Here is a 16,229-nt window from a genome sequence, read left to right as displayed (position 1 = left end):
AATTACAGTGCCGCAGCATCGTAAAACTGCTTGGTCGACTTATCTTGCTTGGCGCTCGCTTTGGCAAGTAATGCACTGTCGGACTCAATATTAGCTTGAGGTCCTTGCTCTGGATGTAAGCCCAAACGACGGAACAGGCTCATGTCATCATTTTCTTCAGGATTTGGCGTCGTCAGTAGCTTACAGCCGTAGAAAATCGAATTAGCACCTGCAAAGAAACACATAGATTGCAATTCATCGCTCATGTTTTCACGCCCCGCAGATAAACGCACCCGCGACTTAGGCATTAAAATACGCGCAACCGCAATGGTGCGCACAAATTCAAGTGGGTCGAGATCATCTAACTTTTCAAACGGTGTGCCTGCCACTTTCACTAACATGTTGATAGGCACTGAATCTGGGTGATGCTCTAAATTGGCTAACTGTTGCAGTAAACCGGCGCGGTCTGTGGCTTTTTCGCCCATACCGACAATCCCACCAGAACAGACTTTCATGCCAGAGGCACGAACGTTTGATAATGTATCTAAACGGTTTTGATAAGTGCGGGTGGTAATGACATCGCCATAGTATTCAGGCGAGGTATCTAGGTTGTGGTTGTAATAGTCTAAGCCTGCATCAGCGAGTTGCTCTGCTTGCTCAGATGACAACATCCCTAATGTCATGCAGGTCTCCATGCCTAAAGCACGCACATCTTTGACCATTTGGGTTAAATACGGCATGTCTTTATCGCGCGGGTTGCGCCAAGCGGCCCCCATGCAAAAACGCGATGCGCCAGCAGCTTTGGCACTTTTGGCCTCTGTTAATACTTTTTCAATTTCAAGTAAACGTTCTTTCTCAAGCCCGGTGTCATAACGCGCGCTTTGCGGACAATATTTACAATCTTCTGGGCATGCGCCGGTTTTAATCGATAAAAGACGACTGATCTGTACTTCGTTAGGATCAAACGTTTCACGATGAATACTGTGGGCTTTAAACAATAAATCATTCATCGGCAATGCAAACAACGCTTCGATTTCTGCTTTTTGCCAATCGTGACGAATTTCAGCTAACGACATGGATCTTTCCTTTATTTTGATTTTCTGTTGGCTAGGATACCCTGAGCCCGTAAACTGTCAACGCAGCGACTATTTCACGCTTTACAAGCGGTCAAAAAAAGAGCAACTATAATTATGGCACTTTTAAACACAAATGCCCCTATCGATTATGCATTTGATGCACAGCATATTTGGCACCCTTACACCTCTATGACCCAGGCCCTGCCTGTGTATGGTGTGGTTTCTGCCCAGGGGTGTGAACTGACGTTAGATAATGGAAAAGTGTTGGTCGATGGCACCAGTTCTTGGTGGTCATGTGTTCATGGTTACAGTCATCCGACCATTTTAACGGCCATGCAAAAGCAGTTAACCCAACTGAGCCATGTGATGTTTGGTGGTATTACCCACCAGCCAGCCATTGAGGTTTCAAAACGCTTAGTGCAAATGACCAGCGCCAATTTAACCAAAGTATTTTTAGCCGACTCAGGATCGATTGCCGTTGAGGTGGCCCTAAAAATGGCGTTGCAGTATTGGCAAGGACGCAATAAACCACAGAAACAGCGGATTATGACGGTAAAAAGTGGTTACCACGGCGATACTTTTGCCGCTATGAGCGTGTGTGACCCAGACGGCGGCATGCACACTATGTTTGGCAATAATGTCACTAAACAAGTGTTTATCCCCGCCCCCACATCAAAATTTGATGAACCGCTCAATCAGACAGATATCACTGCTTTAGAAAATGCATTTAGCCAACATCACCACAATATTGCCGCGGTGATTATTGAACCCATCATGCAAGGTGCTGGTGCCATGCGTTTTTACTCGCCAGCTTATTTAGTCAAACTGCGCCAACTTTGCGACCAATACAATGTGCTATTGATATTAGATGAAATTGCGACTGGATTTGGTCGTACTGGCACCCTCTTCGCTTATGAGCATGCCAATATTGAGGCTGATATTTTATGTGTGGGTAAGGCGCTGACTGGCGGTTACATTAGTTTAGCCGCAACCCTGTGCAGTGATGAAGTAGCCAATGGTATTAGCGACTCACCTGCAGGCGTGTTTATGCATGGCCCAACGTTTATGGGTAACCCTTTGGCCTGTGCAGCAGCAACCGCCAGCTTAGATTTATTACTCACTGGCGATTGGTTACAACAAGTCAAAGATATTGAAACGCACCTGTTACAGACCTTACCGGCTGCAATCAAGTCAAAACAAGTCAAAGATGTTCGAGTACTTGGCAGTGTCGGCATCATTGAAATGCATTCTCCAGTAAACACTTCTGCCTTACAAAAAGCCTTTGTTGAATTAGGTGTGTGGGTCAGGCCTTTTAGCCGTTATATCTACATCATGCCGCCTTACACTATTAGCGCACAACAGTTAACCCAGTTAACCTCTGCAATGTTAATGGTTGCGGACACTATCGCCTCTTCGCAAAGCGACAACACCATGATAAGCCACGGATAGTCCATAACAGCCCATTGGCCTAATCTAATACTGATTGAGCATGGGCTATAATGGCGTCTGAAACAGCTTTATAGACACCTTTAAGTAATATCCAATGGTGCCAGTAAAGCGTTTCAGTAATGATATGTTGTTTGCAGATGTGTACTAATTCACCAGATGCCAACTCTGATATAATTTGCGTCCTAGGCACTAAACAATACGCCGCACCATGTTTCGCCATAGTCACAAAAGCTTCAGATGAGCGCACGGTATGTAATGGGTATTCACCCTGGCTTAAACCAAAATGCTGCTGTATGTACCTAGTGTGCATGTTGTCCTTATGATCAAAGGCAATACCGGGTGCCTTTTTAAGACTTTGGGCACTAATTCCGTCGGAAAAATAATGGCGGCTAAAGGCTGGGGATGCCACAAGCAGATAGTCTACATTGCCTAATCGAGTAAGTTGGCAGCCCTTTATGGCTGTTGACTGCAATGAAATTGCCCCAAAGGCTTGTCCATCTTTCAATCGATTAATGGTATGTTCCTCACCATCAATCAGTAGGTTGACCTCGACTAAATGTGACTTAACCACTGGTGCTATAGCCGGTATAAGCCAAGTCGCTAAAGTATCTGCATTGCTGGCAATGTGTAAGGTTAAAGGAATTTGAGGCGAATGCGGCATAGCGCTGGGGAGTAAATCGGCCTCTAGCTGCACGACCTGGTAATAATGTTTTAATAACTGCTTGCCTAAATCGGTAGCCTGGATCGGCTGGCTTCTTATCAAAACAGGCTGGGCAAACTGTTGTTCTAACTGTTTAATCCGTTGCGATACTGCCGATTGCGATAAACACAACACATCTGCTGCACGTTCAAAGCTTTGCTCTTTAATCACACAACTCAGTGCGTGCAATAATTTATAATCGAGTTGACTCACTGCAACCTCCTGCCTTTTGGCCATGTTGACTCTAATACTAATGGGAAAAGGCCACTGCTTCATTAATTTTTCTTATGCCATAGAAAGTTTATTAATTTAACTTATAAATATATCCCTGCTACTTTAGCAATACTTAACATTACAGGTAACTGACAACCTCATGACAACTTCGGCATTATTTCAAGGGCTGGTCCTTGGTTTAGGGATGATTATTCCTATCGGCGCACAAAACTCATACCTTTTAAGCCAGGGCATAAAACGCAATCATCATTTTTTAGCGGCCACTATTTGTATGCTATGTGATGTTTTATTGATAGGTATTGGCATTTTTGGTGGCGGGAAATTAATTGCCAGCAGTGAATGGCTAATGTTATTTATCGGTTGGGGCGGCGTCTCTTTTTTAGTCGTGTACGCTCTGATGTCATTTAAAAGTGTATACGCAAATCAATATACTGTTACCACACATGTTGCTACTGCCAATAGCCGTAAAAAAATTATCGGTACCACCTTTGCCGTTACCTTATTAAACCCCCACGTTTACCTCGATACCGTGATGATTTTAGGCAGTGTCGGCGGCACATTTGCCGGTAACGAAAAACTGGCCTTTGCCATAGGCACAGTCTTAGCATCAGTGTTATGGTTTTACAGCCTTGCTTTTGGTGCCGCCAAATTGTCCCCCTTGTTAGGAAAGCCTCAAATACAACGAGTAGTCGATGCTTTAGTCGGCGCGATTATGCTATTAGTCGCTTACGCTCTTTTAATGACGTTGATGTAAAATCTTCATTCCCTTGTTATATTTGGGGCGGTTAATATTTAATGGTTTCAGTGATTTTATACAGATACACCTGAGTAAACGGACAACCTTATAACAACATAGAAACATAACCTGGTTGCAAACTTACTCTTTCAAGCCACTGTAAAATAAAAGGATAATTTTTTAAATCAAAACCACCTTCATGCGCCACATGGGTATAAGCATAAAGCGCAATATCGGCTAAGGTAAATTGATCGCCACACAAAAACGGCTGCTGTGACAGTGTAGACTCCATAACACTCAGTGCTTTATAGCCTTTAGCATGTAAAGAATGATACTCGGCTAAACGTTCATCTGGTAAACCTAAATACAGTTGAATATAACGGGCCACGGCAATATAAGGCTCATGACTGTATTGTTCAAAAAACAGCCATTGATACATTTTTGCTATACAAAAGTCATCGTCAGGAATAAGCACAGAATTAGCCGCAAGATAGCCCATAATGGCATTTGATTCAGATAACATGCGGCCATCATCAAGTTCTATTAGCGGTATTTTTCCTGTCGGGTTTTTAGCTAAATAAGCCGCGGTCTGTGTATCACCATCGATGATGCTCATTTCTATCCATTGATGCTCAATCTTCAGGAGATTAAGCACCAATTGCACTTTGTAGCAGTTGCCCGACACGCTGTCACCATAAGCTTTTATCATGTTATTTCAGCTCCTATTTCGACAATTATTTTTTAACTAAACTTGAGATTAATGCCCGTAATGCAGCAGGTTTAACCATTTTTGCCATATAGTGATACCCACGTCGTTCAATATCATCAACAAGGTCTTTATTGGTATTAGCGGTAATTAAAATACCGGGGACATGCGCACCATAACGTGAACGAATATCATCCATGGCATCAACGCCATTTTGATCGTCATCTAAATGGTAGTCGGCCAAAATAATGTCTGGAGCGACACCTTTAAGGCCTAACTTGATTCGCGCATCCGCAATATCAGTTGCACAAATCACCTCGCATTGCCAGCGGCTTAAAAGGGAATCCAGCCCCGCTAAAATCGCCTCTTCGTTGTCAATACATAGTACTTTAACGCCTGCTAAAGGCTGCATTAATGACGGGATAGGTTTTGTCACGACTTGACTCACCGTTTGCCCTAACGGCACAACAATAGAAAACATGGAACCTTCACCAAGTGATGAGCGGACTTGAATAGGATGGTCGAGCACTTTGCTGATCCTATCAGCAATGGCTAAGCCAAGCCCCAAACCACTCACATTACGACTACTTGGATGATTTAAGCGTTTAAATTCTTTAAATATTTCTTGGGTTTCGTGTTCATCAATACCGCACCCAGTATCAAGTACTTGAATTTCGATAAAATCACCACGATGGCGACATCCCAATAACACCCTGCCCCCACGGGCATAACGATAAGCATTGGTTAAAAAGTTTTGTAAAATACGCCTCAATAAAGAGGGATCAGAGTTTACTGTGGCTGAGCATGGCACCATCGAAAATGAAATTTGGTTATCTGCAGCCATTGCATCAAACTCAACAGACAGTCCGTTAATAATTTCTGAGATCGCAAAATCACGCCGATTAACATCAACCAAGCCAGAATCAAGCTTTGAAATATCAAGTAAGTCAGTGAGTAGTTCACCTGCTGTTTTTAAAGAACTATTTACGTGGGTTAACGTCGTCTGTGCCTCAAGATCCAAGTTAGGATATTGTGATAAAGAGGCGGTAAACAACCTCGCGGCATTAAGGGGTTGCATTAAATCGTGCCCTACCGCCGCTAAAAAACGGGTTTTAGATGCATTAGCAAGCTCTTCTTGCGCTTTGGCTTCAAGTAATTCGCTGTTGAGCATCGCCAATTCGTAAGTACGTTCTTGAACTCGGCTCTCCAGGGTTTCATTTGCCTCAAGCAAAGCTTTTTCTTGTAATCGGTATTGGGTAATGTCAGTAAATGTCATCACAAAACCGCCATCGGGCATAGGATTACCCTGAATTTTAATCACTTTTCCGTCACGGCGTTCTCGCTCAGAAGTATGGGGAGTACCGTTACGCATGTGTTGCACTCTCACCGCAACTTGCTCTTCTATATCACCTTTACCACAAAATCCACGTGACGCATTGAAGCGGATCACATCAGCAATTGGCATGCCTTGCTGTAAAAATCCGTCTGGATATTGGTATAAATCAGCATATCGATAATTCCATGCAACTAAATTCAGGTCTTTATCGACCACGCTCATTCCTTCATAGGCATGTTCAATTGCGCCGCGCAACATGTCCTGACTTAGCATGATTTTAGATGATGCTTCATCAACCAAACTAAACACTTCATCTAATGCTAAATCGCGTCCTTGCAGAACAGAGTCCATTACAAGAGACGCACTCGAAGCCCCTAACACACCAGATAGCATGTGCTCGGTATGTGCAATCAACTCTTCTGGCGCAGCTTTATACCAGCTGTCCGTTTTTACCGCATCAGGTGAAAAACGGCTAAAACTTTCATAGGCACGGGTGGGACTGACAAATCGACTCGCCAAAATCAACAAATCTTGTTGAGATATTGGGCCTTGGCGCTTATTTGCATCTTGCTTTAACGACCATGGCTTAACAAAATGACTGGCTTGAATACGTTCAGCTACGCCGGCTCGAAACCAAATAGATCCCAATATGTAACAAATAACATTTGCCACCAGCGCAACCAAAGTATCACTGACATCTGGGGTAATCGAATTGAGTAAATTGAGCTCACCATCAAGCAAATGTGAGCTAATTGCACTCTGTAATAAAATAAAACACCACAACCCAAAACCAACGGCAAGCCCGAAATAAACCCCTGCTCTATTGCCATGTTTCCAGTACAGCCCCCCAACCAACGCAGGGGCAAGTTGAGAAAACGCGCCAAATGACAACATGCCCAGATGCGACAACGAATCACTGTCAACTAAAGTAAGATAACTTAAGTATCCCAAACCCAAAATCAGCACAATGGCAAGACGACGCACATTGAGTAACAACTGTGAAAACTGACTAAAATTCTTTTCTCTAATTTGCCCTGTGCGTAACAAAAATGGCACTAACCACTCATTACTGACCATAACACTGATAGTCACTACGGCCACAATGACCATCCCCGTCGCGGCTGAGAGCGTTCCCAGCAGGGCTATGACGGCTAAAAAAGGATGTTCAAGGGCGAGAGGCAAATTAATAACATAAGTGTCTGCCGCAACCGCATCTCCCAATAAAACCTTACCAGCCAAGGCCAATGGTGCGACAAATAGCCCAAACAAAACCAAATAAATAGGAAAAATCCAGCGGGACTTTTGTAAAATATGTTCTCCGCCGCATTCAACCACCATCACGTGAAACTGGCGTGGCATGCATAAAAATGCTGCCATACCAACAAATAACTCAGGCAAAAATGATTCAAGACGCAAGTGGCTGCTCTCAATCAATCCTTTTGCCGATGCTTGTCGCCAAATATCGCCAAAGCCATCAAAAAAACCAAAACTTATCACCCCTCCAACAATAATAAAGGCTGCCAATTTCACTAAAGACTCAAATGCAATCGCAACCATCATCCCCGGGTTATGCTCTGTAGCATCTAATTTTCGAGTACCGAATAAAATGGCAAAAACGGCCAACAACAAGGTGATCAACAACGGCACCACAACAGGGCTGAGAGGATTGTCGTCAGGTTGAAACAAATTAAGACTGAATACCATTGCTTTAAGTTGCAACGCGATATACGGCATAATGCCAAACAGTGCGATGAGCGTGACAATTGCGGCGAGTAATTGTGATTTACCATAACGGGCGGCAATAAAATCGGCCACTGAGGTGATATTTTGCGCTTTAGACACCACCACCATTTTACGTAGCATGCCAAAACCAAGGGTAAATATTAAAATAGGGCCGATAAAAATGGGTAAAAATGACCATAAATCTTGGGCTGACTGGCCAACGGTACCTAAAAAACTCCACGATGAACAATATACAGCAAGGCTAAGGCCGTAAATCCACACCTGAATTTTTTGGCTTATTTTACTAAACCAGCGCTCTGCGCCCCATGCTAGAATAAACAGCAACGACACATAACACACCGCAATTACGGCAACGATAAGAGTTAAATTCATCAGACATCCGCTATCATTTTATTATTATCTGGGCGATAAAAGTAAGGCGATTAACAAGCCATTTTATTTCAATCAACATCTCGTGCAATTAGCATAAAACAAGCCAAACAAGGTAAAACGGCGTTATTTGCTCATAATTCGCCCCTAAACCTTAGCACTGTAACACGTGCAACAGACTAAATATAAAGGACATTTTAAAACTAGACCAAGGTCTAATAGTGTTAGTAGTCAGTTGCAGATGATACTTTACCCACGCCATTTTTAGAAAGGGAAGCCCCTATGAGCTCGCAGTCTCTTTACAAAGTTCCTAGTGACATTGCAGATAACGCACTGGTTAATAATGATCAATATAAGAAAATGTACCAGGAGTCCATCGTTAATCCAGAAGGTTTTTGGAGAGAACACGGCAAACGTATCGATTGGATTAAACCTTATACTAAGATCAAAAAGACCTCATTTGATGATCACAATTTATCGATTAACTGGTTTTATGACGGCACGCTGAATGCGTCAGCCAATTGTCTAGACCGCCATCTTGAAGTACACGCAGACAAAATAGCGATTATTTGGGAAGGCGATAACGCCAATGAGCAGCGTAAAATCACGTATGCTCAATTGCATGCCGACGTCTGTAAATTTGCCAATGCCCTTCGCAGTCAAGGTGTTGGTAAAGGTGATGTCGTCACTATCTACATGCCTATGGTGCCAGAAGCAGCTGTTGCAATGTTAGCCTGTGCTCGTATCGGTGCCATTCATTCTGTCGTGTTTGGCGGATTCTCTCCTGATTCTATTGCCTCACGTGTCATTGATGGTAAATCAAGAGTGTTAATTACAGCAGACGAAGGTGTACGCGGCGGGCGTAAAATTCCACTAAAACGCAGCATTGATGAAGCACTTTCACACCCTGATGTCGATTGTGTCGAAAAAGTCATTGTATTAAAACGTACCGGTGGCGACATTGACTGGGTTGAAGGTCGCGATGTGTGGTGGCATTCATTAATGGAAGTAGCATCAGAGTATTGCACCCCCGTTGAAATGAACGCAGAAGATCCACTATTTTTACTGTATACCTCAGGCTCAACAGGTAATCCCAAAGGTGTATTACACACCACTGGCGGTTACATGGTTTATGCCTCAATGACACACGAATATGTATTTGATTACAAGGCAGATGAAGTCTACTGGTGTACTGCCGATGTAGGATGGATTACCGGCCACTCTTATATGGTCTATGGCCCGCTTGCCAACGCTGCGACCGTGCTAATTCATGAAGGCGTACCCAACCACCCAACTCCTGCGCGCCTTGGTGAAATGATTGACCGCCATAAAGTGAATATTTTATACACTGCACCGACGTTAATCCGTGCATTAATGGCTGAAGGTAAAGAACAATTTAGCAATTATAAAGGTGACTCATTACGCATAATGGGTTCAGTTGGCGAACCCATTAACCCAGAAGCTTGGCGTTGGTACCATGAGGTGATCGGTCATGAAAATTGCCCTATCGTCGACACATGGTGGCAAACCGAAACCGGCGGTATTTTAATTAGTCCGCTGCCTGGCGCAACAGACACGAAACCTGGCTCAGCTACTCGACCATTTTTTGGCGTTCAACCAGCGCTAGTGGACAATATGGGCAATATTGTTGAAGGCGCAACAGAAGGTAACCTAGTGATTCTTGACTCATGGCCAGGCCAAATGCGCACAGTATACGGAGACCATGACAGATTCGCCCTAACCTACTTTAAAACGTTCCGCGGAATGTACTTTACAGGTGATGGCGCACGTCGTGACGAAGACGGTTATTACTGGATTACTGGTCGTGTTGATGACGTCATTAACGTGTCGGGCCACCGCCTAGGTACTGCAGAAGTCGAAAGCGCGTTAGTTGCCCATGAGCTAGTTGCTGAGGCCGCTGTTGTAGGCTACCCACATGATATTAAAGGCCAAGGTATCTATGCTTACGTGACCTTGACTCGTGGTATAGAGCCAACTGAAGAACTTCGTCAAGAGTTACGCCAATGGGTACGAAAAGAAATTGGCGCATTGGCGACTCCAGATTTAATTCAATGGGCAAGTGGTCTACCTAAAACACGCTCTGGAAAAATCATGCGTCGTTTCTTACGTAAAATAGCCGCAAACGAAGTGACTAATTTAGGGGACTCTTCAACACTGGCAGATCCAGCCGTTATTGACAGCCTTATTGAAACGCGTTTAAACAAAACCGAATAACCATTCCACCCTGAGAAATCTTGACCAATTTCTCTCTTGGCCCCTCAATGAGGGGCCTTTTTTATCTCGCGACAGCCTAATTTAACCTCAGCTCTGGATAACAAACGCCTTTCAAGCAGTCCTTTGCCTTCCTCACTGCGTTGAATTAACTTGCAATAGGCTAGCTATTGACGCGTTAATTCGCCTTGTTAGCAAAACAAATCACAAGCTTGACAGTGGATTTTAGTCAATCTATTGATTTATATCGTTATCAATACATCTATTATCCAGAGTTGAGGTTAATTTAAGATCTGACTTATGCTAACGGCATGTTGTTACAAACCGGCCTCGAGTCAGCTACATAACTCACGATATTGAAATGTTGTTATTGCTATAAAAGTCGATAACGCCGTAAAAACGCTAAATATAGCGTGACCCATGATTAACTCGGACAAATAGCCCTCAAAGATAATCATTCTCCATCACTTTTCTGCGTTATCTGTCTCTAATTCACCATAACGAGTATCAACATTGACTCGATATACATGATCATTAGACGTTAACTTGTAATGGCTTGAACGACCTACAGTTAATTTCAACGTTTTATCACCGATAAGTTGTGGGGCGCCATTGGATTGATCGTGCAAACTCACAAGTAAATTCACTCTCTTACCTTGCAGCTGTTTAGAAACGATAGTGACACCATAATCACCTTCAACATCCACCGATACGGTTTCGTTTAATCCCATTAAAATTTTTGACATTGAGGCTGTCACATCCAGTGAATGCTTTGCACTTTCTTCAATTGATATTTCAACAACTAGCCCCTGCTCTGCCATAACAACATGACTCATTATCAACAATGTGAATGCTAATACATAGCGCATAAAGCCCCCTTGAGAAGTTATTGTTATTATAATAATTACGCTTGAACACTAATCATAAATCTACACTAACCCTAGAAAAATAAAAGTGATTTACTCGTCAAAGCAAACGGCATTTTCAACCGTCACGTGGTTAAAGATTGCCAAGTCGGCTTTATCCTCTTAAGCTCTTTGTTTCTCAATTAACAACTCAATTTAAGCTTAATACTCATTTTGAAAGACCAAGCCCAAACAACAACGACAATCCAGTTGCGAGAATATCAACAGCAAGCTGTAGATGCCGCTGTCACGCACTTTAAGCAAAGTAGCTTATCTGCGGTATTAGTTTTACCAACAGGCGCAGGAAAGAGCATTGTCATCGCTGAACTAGCAAGGATCGCAAATGGTAATGTATTAGTGCTCACTCATGTAAAAGAGTTAGTTGCACAAAATGCTGAAAAAGTAGGCTTATTGACACAAGATGCCAATATTTATTCCGCAGGTCTTAAACAAAAAAAAGCCAATGGCAAAACGGTTGTTGCCAGTGTCCAGTCGGCGTCCCGAGCACTGGAACAATTTAACCAAGCATTCTCTCTAGTCATTATTGATGAATGCCACCGAGTCAGCACAGATACAAGCAGTCAGTATCAACAGATCCTCACTCATTTACGAACAACAAACCCACAAATAAAACTATTGGGGCTAACAGCAACACCTTATCGATTGGGGCTAGGATGGATATACCGACACCATTATCACGGTAAAGTCGGTAACACAGATAAACCAGTATTTGAAAAATGCATTTTTGAGTTACCAATGCGGCCATTGATAAAAAAAGGGTATTTAACACAACCAATCGTCTTTGATGGTCTCAGCGCTCAATACGATTTTAGTCGCTTAACAGCACCAGAAACCCATGAATATCCGCCAACAGAAATTGACAACTTACTGAACTACCAGGGACGAGCCACCACCGCCATTATTAAGCAAGTAAAACAGTTAGCCCAACAACGCCAAGGAGTACTTATTTTTGCAGCAACCGTGCGTCATGCTGATGAAATCATGGCACTAATGGATGACGATGCAGCACTCATCACCGCAAATACCCCCCATGCAGAGCGTGATGACATTATTGAACGATTTAAACACAAGCAACTTAAATTTATAGTCAATGTTGCAGTACTCACAACGGGGTTTGATGCCCCACATATTGACCTGATAGCGATTCTTAGGCCCACCGCATCAATAAGTTTATTCCAACAAATGGTGGGGCGTGGCTTGCGATTAGCTAATAACAAAGCTGATTGCCTCATTATCGATTATGCTGCCAATGGTTATGATTTATTTTACCCCGAAGTAGGCCAAGCTAAGCCCAATAGCAAATCAGTCCCGGTACAAGTGCATTGCCCGGTTTGTCACTTTGCCAATACATTTTGGGGGCTCGTTGATGCAGATGGCGACATCATCGAACACTTTGGAAGACGCTGCCAAGGACTGATTGATGACGCAGTACAATGTGACTTTCGCTTTCGTTCAAAATCTTGCCCTGACTGCGGCGCTGACAATGACATAGCTGCGCGTATTTGCCAAACTTGTCAGTCAACATTGATTGACCCTGACAAACGCCTCAAACAAGTATTAAACGCCCAACATCATCATTTATTTAAATGCCAAGAGATGTTGTTACTTTGCCAAGATGAAAAGCTAGTTATTCAATACATTGACATTGAAGGTAACGACTTCAAGCAAGTATTTCAATTTTCCACGCCAGCGCAACGCCGCGCATTTTATGCTGTGTTTGTGTTAAATCACACTCGCACCCCAGGCTTAGTACATCCACAATATAATCATGCCAACGATGTATTAGCCGATAAAGCCCGTTTTAGAAAACCAGACCTATTATTGCTAAAAAAAAATAAACAGCGCTGGGATTTAATTGAGTCCTTTTTTGACTATCAAGGCAAATATAAAATCGACATGAGTTAAACAAAATTAATTGCTACGGATTATGAATTAAAAAGCTCATGTGGTATAAAATGCTCATATCACTAAACAGGAGTTACCATGTTTGTAGTTATTTTTGGCCGTCCAGGCTGCCCATATTGTGTTCGTGCTGTTGAACTGTCTGAAAAACTTGCAGCTCAAAGAGAAGACTTTAAGTTTAAATACGTTGATATTCATGCGGAAGGAATTACTAAAGCTGACCTGTCAAAAAGTGTAGGTAAAACAGTAGAAACTGTGCCGCAAATCTTTATTGACGAGAAGCCAATTGGTGGTTGCACTGATTTTGAAGCTTATGTTCGTCAGAACAACTTACTAAACTAGAACCCATACGATAAGCAAAAGGCAACTAGGTTGCCTTTTGCTTTATTACAGTATCTACAAAACGTATTTAGCTGAGAAAATGATTCGATTTAAGTCACCTTCAAAGCCATTTTCAAGCTCATTAAGTGCATGCATAAATTCCACACCAAAAGTGACGGGTTTAGAGGGAGAGTACAACAAATTAACGTAAGCTGAATAGGCTGACTTGTTCACCGCTTCACCGGTCAACGCAACATCGTTGTCAGCTGAAAAACCAGAGAAAGTCACACTTGACCGCCATTGATCATTCCACCAATGACGATAAGAGACAAATCCCCCAAATGACTTAATCGCCTGAATATCACCGTCGGCATCAATCACACCTGCATTGACATAATTTAACGCCATATATCGGCCTAGCCCTTCACCGTATGTTGCAGTAAATCTAAAATCATCTTTTCCGACGGGTATCACACCGGCAAAACTGACACCATATCCCATCTCAGACGAATCATAAGTAGTTCCACCTATGACTTGCTCAACATTGAGCTGCCTAAGGATGGCTGCTGCTGAAAATGATGAGCCATTAGACGTGCTGAAATTATAACGTCCAATAACATCAGGGACGACGCCACTACCACTGGTAATACGAGCCCCGCCGCCAAACGGAGTGACTGTCGTTTCTGGATTTTCAACTGCAAACTGCCAATTTCCACTGCTATAACGGATCAGCGATTGCCTCACAAAAGGCGTTCCATCTGCTGCACCGACAAAATCTAAATTTTCGGGTAATGCACCAGGGTTTTGAAACGTTGTCCAAGTTTGGCCAACTGTCCACTCATCATAGCTCACAAATGCATGTCGTATTCTAGGCGAATAACTGTTCGACACACGTTCATTACCGTCGGTATGGGTCATAAAATCTAACTCAATAAAACCAGTTAATTTATGACCATCTACATCAGTAACCGTTTTAAAGTTAAAACGAGACTCTCTCGCATGAAAATCGACTACCTGTTCGCCATTTCCTTCTGTGCCATAAATCGTACCAGGTACATAAAATTGACGTGAAAGTGCTCCCGACTCTGGCGCCCCATTGCCATAATCACTGAACATCACATCAGCTTTAATATACCCACCAAATGTCATATCGGTTTCAGCTTGAGCTCCCCCACTCATAACCAATAACGCGCTTGCAATATACAAACTTAATTTTGCTTGTTTCATTATTTTCTCCCTTGTTGATTTTATTCTAATCCTATGCAATATCGTTGAATTAACAATCAAGTAACATTAGCAATAAGTCTATGAGACAAAAGTAGACAAGCAAAAGTGAATGCCTGCCATTAAGGAGAAAATACCAGTGGAGGCAAACTGCCTAGGTCAGTGAAGATACACGTTGCAAAACGATGAAGAGACTAAAATAAAAATCTTAGATCAATGGATAAAAAGCCAAATGCAGTTGTTGATTTAAATCCAAATAACAGTAAACCAAAACCACTGAGCTAACGACCCATTTGGATTTTTAGGTATAAATTAAACGTTGAATAATACAAATTATATGTATTTTAAAATATTAGCTGACGCAGAACAGGTCTGATTTTATTTTAAACTATTAAGTAGGTATTTCATGAATATTGAAGAAGGGATATCAAGAAGTGGTGGGTCGTGAAGGATTCGAACCTTCGACCAATTGGTTAAAAGCCAACTGCTCTACCGACTGAGCTAACGACCCATTCTGGTTTTATAAGCTTTATCGCTTACTGGATCAAAAGCCAACTGTCTATGTTTCAAGACCGACTGAGCTAACGACCCATTTTAGTTTTATAAGCTTTATCGCTTACTGGATCAAAAGCCAACTGTCTATGTTTCAAGACCGACTGAGCTAACGACCCATTTTAGTTTTATAAGCTTTATCGCTTACTGGAGCAAAAGCCAACTGTCTATGTTTCAAGACCGACTGAGCTAACGACCCATTCTGGTTTTATAAGCTTTATCGCTTACTGGAGAAAAAGCAAACTGTCTATGTTTCAAGACCCGCTGAGCTAATGACCCATCTGATACAACCTTTAAATTCTTTAACCACGATTTAAAAAAGTGGTGGGTCGTGAAGGATTCGAACCTTCGACCAATTGGTTAAAAGCCAACTGCTCTACCGACTGAGCTAACGACCCATTCTGGTTTTATAAGCTTCATCACTTACTGGAACAAAAGCCAACTGTCTATGTTTCAAGACCCGCTGAGCTAACGACCCATCTGGTTTTATAAGCTTTATCGCTTACTGGAGCAAAAGCCAACTGTCTACGTTTCAAGACCGACTGAACTAACGACCCATTCTGGTTTTATAAGCTTTATCGCTTACTGGAGCAAAAGCCAACTGTCTATGTTTCAAGACCCGCTGATCTAACGACCCATCTAGTATTACGTTTAAATTCTTTAACCACGATTCAAAAAAGTGGTGGGTCGTGAAGGATTCGAACCTTCGACCAATTGGTTAAAAGCCAACTGCTCTACCGACTG

11 protein-coding genes and 2 tRNA genes are annotated in these 16,229 nt (G+C 42.6%); 5 read left to right on the top strand and 8 right to left on the bottom strand.

Features of this window, described 5'->3' with window-relative positions; all coding sequences use genetic code 11:
- Window positions 1–2 precede the first annotated feature (2 nt).
- On the bottom strand, window positions 3–1,055 hold the full coding sequence (gene bioB, locus L2703_RS10140; RefSeq protein ID WP_248970976.1) for a biotin synthase BioB: 1,053 nt from the start codon (window positions 1,053–1,055) through the stop codon (window positions 3–5).
- Between the two features lie 114 nt (window positions 1,056–1,169).
- Between bioB and bioA the strand changes: the two genes are divergently transcribed.
- Complete coding sequence (gene bioA / locus L2703_RS10135) at window positions 1,170–2,504, top strand: adenosylmethionine--8-amino-7-oxononanoate transaminase (RefSeq protein ID WP_248970975.1); 1,335 nt, start codon at window positions 1,170–1,172, stop codon at window positions 2,502–2,504.
- Between the two features lie 19 nt (window positions 2,505–2,523).
- Here the strand turns inward: bioA and L2703_RS10130 are convergent, their stop codons facing one another.
- Entirely contained in the window at window positions 2,524–3,417 is an 894-nt protein-coding gene (locus L2703_RS10130; RefSeq protein ID WP_248970974.1) for a LysR family transcriptional regulator ArgP, read from the bottom strand.
- 160 nt (window positions 3,418–3,577) lie between these two features.
- On the opposite strand from L2703_RS10130, the gene L2703_RS10125 reads away from it, so the two are divergent.
- Window positions 3,578–4,192, top strand: a complete 615-nt coding sequence (locus L2703_RS10125; protein WP_248970973.1) for a LysE/ArgO family amino acid transporter — start codon at window positions 3,578–3,580, stop codon at window positions 4,190–4,192.
- An 88-nt stretch (window positions 4,193–4,280) separates the two neighbouring features.
- Here the strand turns inward: L2703_RS10125 and L2703_RS10120 are convergent, their stop codons facing one another.
- On the bottom strand, window positions 4,281–4,880 hold the full coding sequence (locus L2703_RS10120) for a glutathione S-transferase family protein (protein WP_248971060.1): 600 nt from the start codon (window positions 4,878–4,880) through the stop codon (window positions 4,281–4,283).
- Window positions 4,881–4,908: 28 nt separating this feature from the next.
- Window positions 4,909–8,331 (bottom strand): hybrid sensor histidine kinase/response regulator, encoded by a 3,423-nt coding sequence (locus L2703_RS10115; RefSeq protein ID WP_248970972.1) that lies wholly within the window; start codon window positions 8,329–8,331, stop codon window positions 4,909–4,911.
- Window positions 8,332–8,610: 279 nt separating this feature from the next.
- Between L2703_RS10115 and acs the strand changes: the two genes are divergently transcribed.
- A complete protein-coding gene (acs, locus tag L2703_RS10110; protein WP_248970971.1) occupies window positions 8,611–10,563 on the top strand; it encodes an acetate--CoA ligase in 1,953 nt (650 codons plus the stop codon).
- 461 nt (window positions 10,564–11,024) lie between these two features.
- On the opposite strand, the gene L2703_RS10105 is transcribed toward acs, so the two are convergent.
- Window positions 11,025–11,429, bottom strand: coding sequence for a hypothetical protein (locus tag L2703_RS10105; protein ID WP_248970970.1), 405 nt, complete (start codon window positions 11,427–11,429; stop codon window positions 11,025–11,027).
- A 210-nt stretch (window positions 11,430–11,639) separates the two neighbouring features.
- Between L2703_RS10105 and radD the strand changes: the two genes are divergently transcribed.
- On the top strand, window positions 11,640–13,391 hold the full coding sequence (gene radD, locus L2703_RS10100; RefSeq protein WP_248970969.1) for a DNA repair helicase RadD: 1,752 nt from the start codon (window positions 11,640–11,642) through the stop codon (window positions 13,389–13,391).
- Between the two features lie 78 nt (window positions 13,392–13,469).
- A complete protein-coding gene (locus L2703_RS10095; RefSeq protein ID WP_248970968.1) occupies window positions 13,470–13,730 on the top strand; it encodes a GrxA family glutaredoxin in 261 nt (86 codons plus the stop codon).
- A 54-nt stretch (window positions 13,731–13,784) separates the two neighbouring features.
- Here the strand turns inward: L2703_RS10095 and L2703_RS10090 are convergent, their stop codons facing one another.
- From L2703_RS10090 to L2703_RS10080, 3 genes are all read right to left on the bottom strand, one after another.
- On the bottom strand, window positions 13,785–14,936 hold the full coding sequence (locus tag L2703_RS10090) for a DcaP family trimeric outer membrane transporter (RefSeq protein WP_248970967.1): 1,152 nt from the start codon (window positions 14,934–14,936) through the stop codon (window positions 13,785–13,787).
- Between the two features lie 432 nt (window positions 14,937–15,368).
- A tRNA-Lys gene (locus L2703_RS10085) sits at window positions 15,369–15,444 on the bottom strand.
- Window positions 15,445–15,807: 363 nt separating this feature from the next.
- Window positions 15,808–15,883 (bottom strand) — tRNA-Lys (locus L2703_RS10080).
- Between the last annotated feature and the right edge of the window lie 346 nt (window positions 15,884–16,229).

The sequence above is a fragment of the Shewanella basaltis genome (genome assembly GCF_023283885.1).
Classification (GTDB): Bacteria; Pseudomonadota; Gammaproteobacteria; order Enterobacterales; family Shewanellaceae; genus Shewanella; species Shewanella basaltis.
The sequence above is the reverse complement of the archived record's forward strand: the minus strand, read 5'-3'. Positions and strand labels throughout refer to the sequence as shown.

Excerpts from the sequence above, each read along its gene's own strand:
- bioB (WP_248970976.1), bottom strand. The coding sequence starts at position 1,055 with ATGTCGTTAGCTGAAATTCGTCACGATTGGCAAAAAGCAGAAATCGAA.
- bioA (WP_248970975.1), top strand. The coding sequence starts at position 1,170 with ATGGCACTTTTAAACACAAATGCCCCTATCGATTATGCATTTGATGCA.
- L2703_RS10125 (WP_248970973.1), top strand. The coding sequence starts at position 3,578 with ATGACAACTTCGGCATTATTTCAAGGGCTGGTCCTTGGTTTAGGGATG.
- L2703_RS10115 (WP_248970972.1), bottom strand. The coding sequence starts at position 8,331 with ATGAATTTAACTCTTATCGTTGCCGTAATTGCGGTGTGTTATGTGTCG.
- acs (WP_248970971.1), top strand. The coding sequence starts at position 8,611 with ATGAGCTCGCAGTCTCTTTACAAAGTTCCTAGTGACATTGCAGATAAC.
- L2703_RS10105 (WP_248970970.1), bottom strand. The coding sequence starts at position 11,429 with ATGCGCTATGTATTAGCATTCACATTGTTGATAATGAGTCATGTTGTT.
- L2703_RS10095 (WP_248970968.1), top strand. The coding sequence starts at position 13,470 with ATGTTTGTAGTTATTTTTGGCCGTCCAGGCTGCCCATATTGTGTTCGT.
- L2703_RS10090 (WP_248970967.1), bottom strand. The coding sequence starts at position 14,936 with ATGAAACAAGCAAAATTAAGTTTGTATATTGCAAGCGCGTTATTGGTT.